The sequence below is a fragment of the Chondrinema litorale genome (assembly GCF_026250525.1).
GTDB classification, from domain to species: domain Bacteria; phylum Bacteroidota; class Bacteroidia; order Cytophagales; family Flammeovirgaceae; genus Chondrinema; species Chondrinema litorale.
This window is the reverse complement of record NZ_CP111047.1, coordinates 99999-110818: the sequence shown is the minus strand read 5'-3', so window position 1 is coordinate 110818 and position 10820 is coordinate 99999. Positions and strand designations below refer to the sequence as shown.

Below are 10820 nucleotides of genomic sequence, written 5' to 3'. Positions count from 1 at the left end.
ATGTTTGTCGGATGTTTAATCAGCTACGAGGAGGTTTCTGTTGAAGCTACTACTACTATCCATACTACTCTTACCCACCTTAGTCTTTGCCCAAAGTACAAAGACTAATTTTCAATACATCTCATTTAACGATGGCCTTTCCAACTCATATATTATAGATATTTTACAAGATAATGATGGCTATATCTGGATTGGTACAGACGATGGGCTAAATAAATACAATGGCTATGAGATGGTGGTTTACAGAAACGACCCCGCAGATACCTCATCTATTAGTAATAACTCGATTGGTACGTTGTTAAGAGACAACCAAGGTCGAATTTGGGTAGGTACAAAAGAAGGGCTCAACCTGTACGATGCAGAGAAAAACCAATTTACAAGAATTCCATACACAGAAAACGAACAGGTTTCTAAAATCTACCAAACCAAAGATTCTACCATATGGGTTGGCACATCTCGCGGCCTCAAAAAATACTCAGAAGAAAAACAGTATCTCCAAAAAGTCTTTTTTACTGCCGAAGGTGCTACCATTAATATCTTTAATGATGAAAAATATTCCATTAACGATATTATAGAATACAGCCCTCAGTTTATGGTTGTTGCCACTTGGAACGGCCTATTTGTGATAGACAGAAAGCAAAATACACTAAAACTAATAGAAAGAAGCGAAGAGGGCATAAAGGTTGACCACATTAAATCCATTGAAATTGATGGAAACAGAAACATCTGGGTGGGTACTTTTGGCTATGGCACTTTTCACTACGATGTATCCAGAAATATTCTGCGGAAAATTACTATAGCCCCAAATTTTGAAATGGACAAGAGAATTCTTGACCTGTATAATGATGGCAAAGGACACATGTGGATTGGCACAGAGCAATCTGGCTTATATAAGCTATACATCAATTCTTTTGATTCTAATGGTTATGAGTTCGATCATTTTAAAGATAGTGAAACGCCCGGCTCTTTAAGTTACCGATCTGTAACTAGAATTTTTAGCGATGCCAATGCTGGTTTGTGGGTGGGTACGCACAACGATGGTATAAATTACCTCAGTTACGAAAAAGCTTTCTTTAAAACCATACAGAAAAATCATTTTTCTAAGAATACGCTCAAGCACAAAAAAGTTTGGGGACTTACCGAAGATGATGAAGGTAATATCTGGATTGGTACAGATGGTGGAGGTTTAAATGTATATAACCCCAAAACAAATACATTTACTTACTATTCGGATAATGGCAGCCTAAGCGACGATGCCATTTTATGTGCCTATAAAGATAATGAAGGCGATTTATGGTTTGGAACCTACACTGGCGGGCTTAACCGCTATATGCCTCAAACAAATACTTTTAAGTGGTATAAACACGACGAAAACGATCCAAATTCTATTGGGGGGAATGATGTAAGAACCATTCTACAAGATAAATCTGGTAAAATTTGGATAGGTACCAACCAAGGTGGATTAAATGTTCTGGACAAGGAAACAGGCAAATTTACCCAATACAACTATGATAATAGCAACCTAAAAGGAAATGATATCCGCTCGCTCTTTATCGACAGCAAAAACAGATTGTGGATTGGCACATTTGAAGATGGTCTTTTCCTTTTCGTAAATGGCGATTTTAAGCAGTTCAACATTGAAAATGATATTCGTAAAGAAAACTCTATTTTTTCGATAGATGAAGATTCTGATGGTAATCTTTGGCTGGGAACTTATCGAACAGGCTTAGTAAAATTTGACCCTACAAAAGAGACAATAGAAATATTTGATGAGAAAAAAGGACTCTCAAATAATATTGTACACAGTGTTAAAATTGCCGAAAGAAATACAATCTGGCTTTCTTCCAACAAAGGTATTTCAAAATTTGATATCGATACAGAAGAGTTTATTAATTACAATACCAATGACGGTCTGCCTTCATTGGCTTTTTCAGATGGCTCTGTATTAGCTTCTAAAAATGGCAATTTATATTTTGGTTGCGTGGAAGGATTGGTGTTCTTTAATCCGCATGAGAAATTTAAGCAGGAAATTACCACCAAAGTAATTATTGAAGAAGTTAGTGTTTTTAACAAAGCACTTAAACCTGAAGACAATACAGCTTATACAAAAGCAGATATTGATAGTAGTATGGCTAATATCGATCATATTACTTTACAGAATAACCAATCTGTTTTTTCTCTGTCATTTGCAGCCATTTATCTACCAAATCCATCTAAAGTTCATTACTCCTACAAGCTAGAAGGTATAGAAAACCACTGGAATTATTTAGGTAATGATAGAAAAGTAACTTATGCAAAACTACCAAGCGGTGAATATTTTTTTAAAGTAAAAGCATCGCTAGATAGTAAAAACTGGTCTGACGAAACGGTTTTAAAAATTACGGTACTCCCACCCTTCTGGAAAACCTGGTGGGCTTATTTGATTTACACCTTAATTATTGGTTCTATCATTTACCTAAGCCAGCAATACAGGTTGAATAAGTTTAGAATGGAGCGTAAGATTGAGCTCGAACAAGTTGAAAAGAAAAAACTCTCTGAGATTTATAACCTCAAGATGAATTTCTTTACCAACATTTCTCATGAGTTTAGAACTCCTCTTACACTTATTATTAGTCCGCTGGAACAGGTTATTAGAAATCAAGATATTTCTGGCAGTATAAAAAACAAGTTACTTTCAATCTACAACCATGCATATAGATTGCACAACTTAATTAACCAAGTAATTGAGTTTAGAAAAGTTGAAACTGGCAATGTAAATCTTAAAGTGACTGAAAACGATTTGGTGAAATTTACTTATGAGATTCATCATGCGTTTTTTGAGCTTGCCAAATTGCAAAACATCACTTTTGAGTTTCACTCAGAAGTTGAAAGCTTAAAATTGTGGTTTAACCAAATGCATTTCGAAACCATACTTTATAACCTCATTTCTAATGCATTTAAATACACTTCGCCAGAAGGTAAAATCTCCATTGAGATAAAAAAGACATCTTTAGATAACCCAGACTGTTGTGAAATACACATTACTGATAATGGGAAAGGTATTTCTGCAGAATACCTCGATCAGATTTTTAATAGATACTACCAGATTGTAGAAGCCGAAACCATCCATATTAAAGGTTCTGGAATTGGATTAGCTTTGGTCAAAGATTTAGTAGAATTACACAAAGGTCAGATTAATGTAAAAAGTATCAAAGACAAAGGCACCGAATTTATCTTGAAGTTCAAATTAGGTGCTAGTCATTTTTCTGAAGATCAACTAATAAAAACCAATGCAGATAGTGAGCATCCACAGCATTATAACCTCAGTCCGAAGGTAGAATATGAGTTGGCAGAATTCCATGAAGAGCATGATGCAAACAAGGCTCATAAACACACTTTGCTGATTATTGAAGATAATCATGATATTAGGACTTACATTAAATCGCTGTTTATCCAATCGTTTAAAGTGTTGGAAGCTGCCGATGGTGAAGAGGGTTTTCATGTAGCCAAAGCCAAATTGCCTACTATTATTATAAGTGATATTATGATGCCGGGGATGGATGGCATTGAACTTTGCAAAAAGCTAAAAACTGAAAGAAGCACCTTACATATACCTGTAGTGTTGCTCACCGCCAGAGCAGACGATTTGCATAAACTTGAAGGTATTACCATTGGTGCAGACGACTATATTACCAAACCATTTAATCCGGAATTGCTGCAGGCAAAAATCGGAACTTTGGTGCGCAACATTAGCAAATTGCACGACTACTACACTTCTAGAATCTTGCTCGCTCCAATCGACGAAAACATAGATTCGGCAGATAAAGAGTTTCTTGATAAGGCTATCCAGATTGTTGAGAGTAACTTGCTTACTTCTGACTTTGGAATAGACCAACTAAAAGACGAATTATGTGTGAGTAAGGCGACACTTTATAGAAAAATTAAACAACTCACAGGCGAATCTTCATCGGAGTTTATTCGCTCGATACGAGTTAAAAAAGCGGCTGAGCTAATTAAATTGAATAAAATGTCTATCTCCCAAGTAGCTTACGAAGTGGGCTTTAGCAGCACCAGATATTTTAGAGATTCATTCCACAAGATTTACAACATGAATCCGTCTGAATATGCACAGGAGTTTAAGGCTCAAGAGAAGCTGTGAAATTAAAAGTCTATCCAATTGACTTATTTTCAATAGCAAATTTCTCTTATTAAATATGTCTCAAACTCTTTTTGCTCTCAGACTTATTTATGACTCAACCTCTGTTTTAAGTTTGTCATCTGTTATTCTATTTTGTTCTCTTTTTTTCACCTTTATAAGTGTTACTATAGATCCTATTGGTATTCCAAATGTCACTAGCGTTTCATCAATTCCAGTTGCACTGAAACCTATACCAAATAATACCTGAAATGAAAGGTTCAGACTGAAATGTCCAAGGGCTGTTATTGTTATAGCTGGCACATTAAAAATGATTACACCTAACATTTTCAGCCACTTTTTTTTCAAACTACTTTTACGAATTCTATTAATTGCAATAACATTCAACATTGCCACACACAATGCAATAACTGCAGCAATATAAATTAAAAGATAAGAAGGTATTTTCTCTTTGTAATTGAGAAGGTTAATATATTGAACCTTATTATTTTGTTCATTAATAGTTGCCTCAATAATTCCAAAATGTTTATCATCTTTAATCTGTACCTTGATTTTTAGAGGCTCAACTGATGCCTCCTCATTAGTTGAAAACTTGTAACTTTTATCAGATTTAGAAAATGATAAATCAAATTCAGTCCCGAAGTTTTCAGTAATTACTTTTTGAATTTTGGGAATTTCACTTTTAAGATGATTAACTTGAGTAGTATCCGATAAGTCAATATCAAAATATGTTATTGCTTTGTCAAAATCACCAATAGCAATTGCATTTACTTGACTTTCTACATTTTCGTATCCTTCTGAAGTAGAGGTCAAAAAAGAACATCCAGTAGCAAATATTATTAGTGTTAAAAATGATAGAAATTTGTTCATTATCAATTTTACATTTAGGTATTAATAAATAGATTATATACTTCATAAACCTACACCTCAAATTTACATTGCATTTTTAACTATCAAAAAATAGCCAAAAAAGCGTAAATTGATAATAAAAAGGCCGAATTCTTAAGATTCAAAAGCTCATCCCCACAAACAATGATGAAGCTAATCTTGTTATAATTGGAAAGCCTGTCTGATAGAGAAAATATTGATTTTGTTTTTGAACCATCAATAATTAGTCAGGTAAAAATATACATGTTAAGTTTGTAATTAATTCACATGATTAATTGCAAAATTTAGTAAAGCAGTAGCATAACCAATACTGTAAAACCTTTCCAAAACAGCAATACTTAGACATACCGTTTGGTCTGTATTTCAATGGTACCTTAATTTTATTTTTTGCTAATTCTATGATAGAATATATAAAGTCTTTGTTTCCCGAAGAGGTTTATAGCATTACTGCGCAAATACTTCTTATGGTATTACTCGGGGTTTTCATCAACAAATTCATTAAACTTTTTTTAAATCGGTTTATTGATAAGATGGAAAACACCAGCAATAAAACAAAGATGAAATTTGTTGGTAACACCGTTGATTTCCTCACTTTTACCATAGTAATTATAGGTGTAATCTTTTCGATTCCCACCTTTCGATCTATAGCTGTTGGTATTTTTGCTGGGGCCAGTATTTTTGCTGCATTTTTAGGTTTTGCTTCACAAAAAGCCTTTTCTGATATTATAAGTGGCATTTTCATTATTATTTTCAGGCCATTTAGGGTAGATGATATTGTAAAGGTAAATGGAGAAATAGGTACTGTAGAAGACATAACCTTAAGACATACAGTAGTGAGAGGACTCGAAAATAAAAGGCATATTTATCCCAATTCTTGGATTACTTCTGAACCCATTATCAACTGGACAATTGTTGACCCTCGGGTAAACAAATTCATGTTTGTGGGTATCAGTTACGATTCTGATATTGCTACCGCCGAACGAATTATTAAAGAAGAAGTATTGAAACACCCTAAATTATTAGATTTTAGAACTGAGCTAGAAAAAGAACAAGGAGTGCCTTTGGTGAATGTAGAGGTACTAAGCTTCGATAACTTCGTAATAAATTTTCGTGTGCCGCTTTGGGCGAAAGATTTACCAGATGGTATGGGTATGATGTTCGATGTGCAGCGTGCTATTCAAGAAAGGTTTAAAAAAGAAAGTAATGTTGAGCTAGCCAAACCTTCTCAAAAAATCTATCTTTCTGATGCTAGGGATTTAAATAATTACAGCTAAAATCTAGTAGTAAAATTACTACCAGATTTTATGCTGTATTAGCTTATCATTTAATCATTGTTTTGAGCTTGTTAAGCTGGGTGTCTTCTTTCCAAAGCACTTGATCTAAATCTCTTGTAATTCTTATATCTGGTTCGGTACCATAACCATCGAATGGTTTTCCATCTTTCTGAAAAGAAACCATGGTACTAATTCTTACTTTTACATTTGAATTTGGTAAATAAAATGTTTTACTATGACCGCTAGAAGCATCTGTAGTTTCTCCTACTAAATATACATTAGGTAAACCTTTAAATACTGCAGCCATTACAGAAGCTGCACTAAAGCTTCTTTCATTCGCTAAAATATAGATTGGTTTATTATAGAAATACTTGTCTTGAGAAAGTTTTTTACCATTAAAAATAGCATAATGAAATTCACCATATTTATCTTCTGGTAAATCGTAAACTGGTTTAAAAGTTTTCTTAAACTTATCTACTACTTCTTGCTCTTCTGCATCAAGCTGATTGTACGCATATAAATGCTTATAATTTAATCCATATTTCCAGTAAGCAGATAAAGGTTGTGTTGCTCGGGGCTGAGTTACATTTACTACATATATAGAATCTGGATGTACTATGTAACCTGCTATATCAAATATTAAATCACGCAAACCTCCCCCATTATTTCTTATATCGAAAATTATGGCCTTCGTAGATTTTGCATCATCCATAAATTTATGGAATACATTATAATATGTAGGCGCCTCTTTCGAACCAAACATTGATGGAATATACATGTAGCCAATGTTACTATCATCAATAGAAAAAAACTTTTGAGCAACTTCTATATCATTTATTTTACGTTCATAGTATAACCTTTTCGAAGTAAGCTCATCATACCAAAACGATTGGCCTTTTTCGGATAATGATAAATTTGTAATAACTGTATCTTTAACTCCATCTGAAAATGTGAAATTAAACTGTTCTGGTATGTCCAATCCTTTCAGTAAATAATTCTCTCCAATTTTATAAAGATCTCTCACTGCTCTGTGGAAATAGGCTACCTAAGGTGCTTTGATTTCTTCAGGTTGAGCGTCTTTTATAAATTCTACTATCTCTATTCCATTGATTGACTTTAAATAAGGATAATTAGCATAATATGGTACATATGATCTACTTTCTCTATTAAAATTAACAGCTACTACTTTATCTTCTAATGGAGCAGTAACAAATGGTAGATAAAGATTATTTTCTAATGGATAATTTCTAATACCTGAATGCCTATCGCCAATTTCTCCAATAGTTTTGGTTAAAAACACGCCAAAATCTTTTACTAAAATTTCTTCTGGTGCAGATGCTTTAAACTCCTGAAATGCTTCTTGATAATCATACCCATTTAATCCATTATAAGAAGATATTTCTTGTAAAGTTGAATTCTAAATAAGCTAAATCTTCTACTATTTTATCTTTTGATAAAACTCCTGTTATCATTTTAGGCTTTTCTTTATAAACACCACCATAGTTATAAGTCCTCACTTTTTTGCGATTCTCAGAAGTAAGTACTCCTTGGTACTCTGCTGTTTTACCATCTTTATTCAATGCCAATGTTACTTTTACCTCAGGTTGGTAATTCATCCCCTCAAGTACTTCTATCAAATCTTCAGAAAATCGTTTTTGCCACTTATCAGGATATTTTTCTTTACAATAGGCAAGAATTTCATCTTTAGATATATCGTCTAACTTTTCAAAGTAATACCATTCACCTTCAACCTGAACCATGGGTTTATCTGCTTCCCACTCTACAGCAGTAAATGGAGAAGCCTCTGATGGTACTATGCTTTCTTGAGCGAAGAGCGCAAAATTTAAAAATAGTAATCCTAAACAAATTTTTGAGGGCAATAATAGCTTCATCTGAAATTTAAATAATTGATTGAAAAAGTAGCCAGCAGGCTTGGTTATTAGATCAGAGTTGTGATTTATTTCATGCGCTTATATTGAACTTGACAAGCCCAGCATGTTTGGTAATTGGAGTAGAATTCTAATCATATAAAGGTATAAATATTTATGTGGGGGCAAAACTTTTTTACAAAAAAATGGGTGTTAACTGTTTAAATCGCCTTTTATCTATAAAAACAAAAACCTGCACTCAATTAAGAATACAGGTTTTAATCAATTTTAGTGGTATTTTAATTTTATAATTCTTTAATCTTAATATTTTTAAACCAGATAAAACTTCCGTGATCTTGCAAACCTATTAAACCAGTTTTAGCAATTCCATAATCAGGATAGTCTTTCCATTTACCTTCTGTTTTTCTTTTTTCCCAGTCTGCAGACCAAGGTTCAAATTCTAACATTTTTTCACCATTTAAAAAGTACTCAGCCTTTTCGTTGGTAAACTTAATTCTAGAAGTATTCCACTCGCCTGCTTTTTTAACCAAGTCTTTCTTTTTAACCGAATCAGCTATGTACATGCCATAGTCTGCGCCTAATTGTTGCCAATCAGCCAACTTTTGAGGAAACCCGATATCGTCAATTACTTGATATTCAGGTGCATTTTCGTATGGGCTATGGTATTTCTCATCTTCAACAATATGATAAAAAACGCCACTGTTTCCACCTTCACTTATTTTCCATTCAAGGGCAAGTTCAAACTCACCATATTCTTTGTCGGCGTAAACAATGTCGCCACCTAAACCACCTCCTTGTCCAAGAGATTTTAAAGCTCCGTCTTCTATAATCCAGTTTTCTGGTAATGTATCGCCATTAAATGCTCTCCAACCATCTAAGCTTGTACCATCAAATAAATATACCCATTCAGATTCTGTACTTGCAGTAGTTTCGGTACTATCTGTTGGAGTTTCTTCATTAGTTGTAGTGTCGGTTGTTTTGCTACAGGCCACAATACCCGATAGCAAAATGAGGATTGCTAAAGTTTGTTTTTTTAAAGTAGTGTACATTCAATAAATATTTAAAATTAATTAAAGAACTTTCATGTTTACAGGGTCCCATTTGATAAACTTATTCTGGAAATAACTATCGTTACAAAGCAAGGCTGGTGCTGCTGCTCTAAATGCAAAAATTGGGTCTTCTGCTACTGTTCCACCAGTTCTAATTGCATTTAACAAATTACCGTGGTGATCGTAATGTGCACCTTTGTATCCTTCTTCTGCTCGGTAAACTATTTCTCTTGGAGGTAAAATCTTCTTTCTATCACTCATTCCGCCTTCAGCATTATTTTGCTTAGCGTAAGGATCATCGTCAGAGATTTTAGCTCTTTTTACAGTTACATCATTCCAAGTAATATCCATTGAACCCTCACTGCCTACAATTTTTAAATAAGTAGAACCACTAGTGCCATCTACAAAATTACAGCGTAGAGATAGGTTAAATCCGGGATGCTGCTCAGAATCAGGATACTGGAACATACCTAGTAAAACATCTGGCACTTCTCTGCCATCTTTCCAATAGCGAAGCCCACCAGTAGCACTTACTTCATTAGGCCCTAAAGAGTTTGTTACAAAATGTAAGCTTGAGAAAAGGTGTACGAATAAATCGCCAGACATGCCTGTACCATAATCTAGATAGTTTCTCCATCTGAAAAAACGCATAGGATCAAATGGTCGCTCAGTAGTATTAGATATAAACTTTTTCCAATCAACTGTTTTTTCGCTAGCATCTGCCGGAATAGGATATTGCCAAGCTCCCGTTGGTGAGTGTCTTGCCCAGAAACCTTCTGCATAGTTAATATCTCCAATAGCACCAGCTTCTAGTAATTCTCTGGCTTTTTCATTACCTAAAGAAGACATACCTTGGCTACCAACCATGTAAATCTTTCCAGATTTCTTCCAAGCATCAATTAATTTAAGCCCTTGATCTACTGAATGTACCACTGGTTTTTCGCAATAAACATGTTTACCAGCTTTTAAAGCATCCATAGAAATAGGCAAGTGCCAGTGATCTGGAGTAGCAATTACTACAGCATCAATATCTTTGCGCTTCAAAAGTTCTTTGTAATCCATCGTAGTGAATATATCATCACCAAGAAGTTTTTTTGCATCGTTGAGTCTACCCTGATACAAATCACAAACTGCGGTAACTTTTACACCTTCGTGTTTAAGTAGAGTATTTATATTAGCATTGCCCATACCTCCGGCACCAATCCAACCATAATTTATCACATCTGATGATACTCTGTGATAAGGTCGTTTAAGAATATTGATTGTTTGTTTTTCTTGTGCAAATAAACTAGTCCCTGCTGCTACTCCTGCTCCGGCCAAGCCTAATTTTTTTACAAACAGACGTCTGTTTTTCTTCATAGTCAAATATTTTTCTATTATATGTAAGCGTATGATTTTACTAATTTGTGAGAAAACAGCATTATTTGGCTGTTTTAATATTAATGTGATCTGTAAAGTACTTTGTTGCTACTGGCCGGTATTTCATTGTAAATTACTCCCAATATCAGAGCTTTCAAAAAGATTTATCTGAATATTAGATCAAATGGATTTATTGGAGTCTTAAAATAGTATTCATCCATTTTAA

At 34.0% G+C, this 10820-nt stretch carries 8 protein-coding genes; 2 read left to right on the top strand and 6 right to left on the bottom strand.

Annotation, left to right across the window (positions count from 1 at the left end; all coding sequences use genetic code 11):
- Positions 1-40: 40 nt before the first annotated feature.
- Positions 41-4138 carry a two-component regulator propeller domain-containing protein gene (locus OQ292_RS26555; protein WP_284687334.1) on the top strand — a complete coding sequence of 1366 codons (4098 nt, stop codon included), beginning with the start codon at positions 41-43 and terminating at the stop codon, positions 4136-4138.
- Between the two features lie 87 nt (positions 4139-4225).
- Here OQ292_RS26555 and OQ292_RS26550 read toward each other — a convergent pair whose 3' ends face one another.
- Positions 4226-5005: a hypothetical protein gene (locus OQ292_RS26550; protein WP_284687333.1), complete on the bottom strand. Its 780-nt coding sequence runs from the start codon at positions 5003-5005 to the stop codon at positions 4226-4228.
- 416 nt (positions 5006-5421) lie between these two features.
- Between OQ292_RS26550 and OQ292_RS26545 the strand changes: the two genes are divergently transcribed.
- Positions 5422-6297: a mechanosensitive ion channel family protein gene (locus OQ292_RS26545; RefSeq protein WP_284687332.1), complete on the top strand. Its 876-nt coding sequence runs from the start codon at positions 5422-5424 to the stop codon at positions 6295-6297.
- Positions 6298-6343: 46 nt separating this feature from the next.
- Here the strand turns inward: OQ292_RS26545 and OQ292_RS26540 are convergent, their stop codons facing one another.
- From OQ292_RS26540 to OQ292_RS26520, 5 genes are all read right to left on the bottom strand, one after another.
- Entirely contained in the window at positions 6344-7321 is a 978-nt protein-coding gene (locus tag OQ292_RS26540; protein WP_284687331.1) for a S41 family peptidase, read from the bottom strand.
- Positions 7322-7342: 21 nt separating this feature from the next.
- Positions 7343-7597, bottom strand: a complete 255-nt coding sequence (locus tag OQ292_RS26535; protein ID WP_284687330.1) for a hypothetical protein — start codon at positions 7595-7597, stop codon at positions 7343-7345.
- Positions 7598-7682: 85 nt separating this feature from the next.
- Positions 7683-8189 (bottom strand): hypothetical protein, encoded by a 507-nt coding sequence (locus tag OQ292_RS26530; protein ID WP_284687329.1) that lies wholly within the window; start codon positions 8187-8189, stop codon positions 7683-7685.
- Positions 8190-8470: 281 nt separating this feature from the next.
- Entirely contained in the window at positions 8471-9235 is a 765-nt protein-coding gene (locus OQ292_RS26525) for a 3-keto-disaccharide hydrolase (protein WP_284687328.1), read from the bottom strand.
- Between the two features lie 21 nt (positions 9236-9256).
- The gene (locus OQ292_RS26520) at positions 9257-10594 is read right to left on the bottom strand and encodes a Gfo/Idh/MocA family protein (protein ID WP_284687327.1); all 1338 of its coding nucleotides are present in this window, start codon (positions 10592-10594) and stop codon (positions 9257-9259) included.
- Positions 10595-10820: the final 226 nt, after the last annotated feature.

Bases quoted from the DNA above. Each gene is read 5' to 3' on its own strand.
- OQ292_RS26550 (WP_284687333.1), bottom strand. From the start codon at position 5,005: ATGAACAAATTTCTATCATTTTTAACACTAATAATATTTGCTACTGGA.
- OQ292_RS26545 (WP_284687332.1), top strand. From the start codon at position 5,422: ATGATAGAATATATAAAGTCTTTGTTTCCCGAAGAGGTTTATAGCATT.
- OQ292_RS26530 (WP_284687329.1), bottom strand. From the start codon at position 8,189: ATGAAGCTATTATTGCCCTCAAAAATTTGTTTAGGATTACTATTTTTA.
- OQ292_RS26525 (WP_284687328.1), bottom strand. From the start codon at position 9,235: ATGTACACTACTTTAAAAAAACAAACTTTAGCAATCCTCATTTTGCTA.
- OQ292_RS26520 (WP_284687327.1), bottom strand. From the start codon at position 10,594: ATGAAGAAAAACAGACGTCTGTTTGTAAAAAAATTAGGCTTGGCCGGA.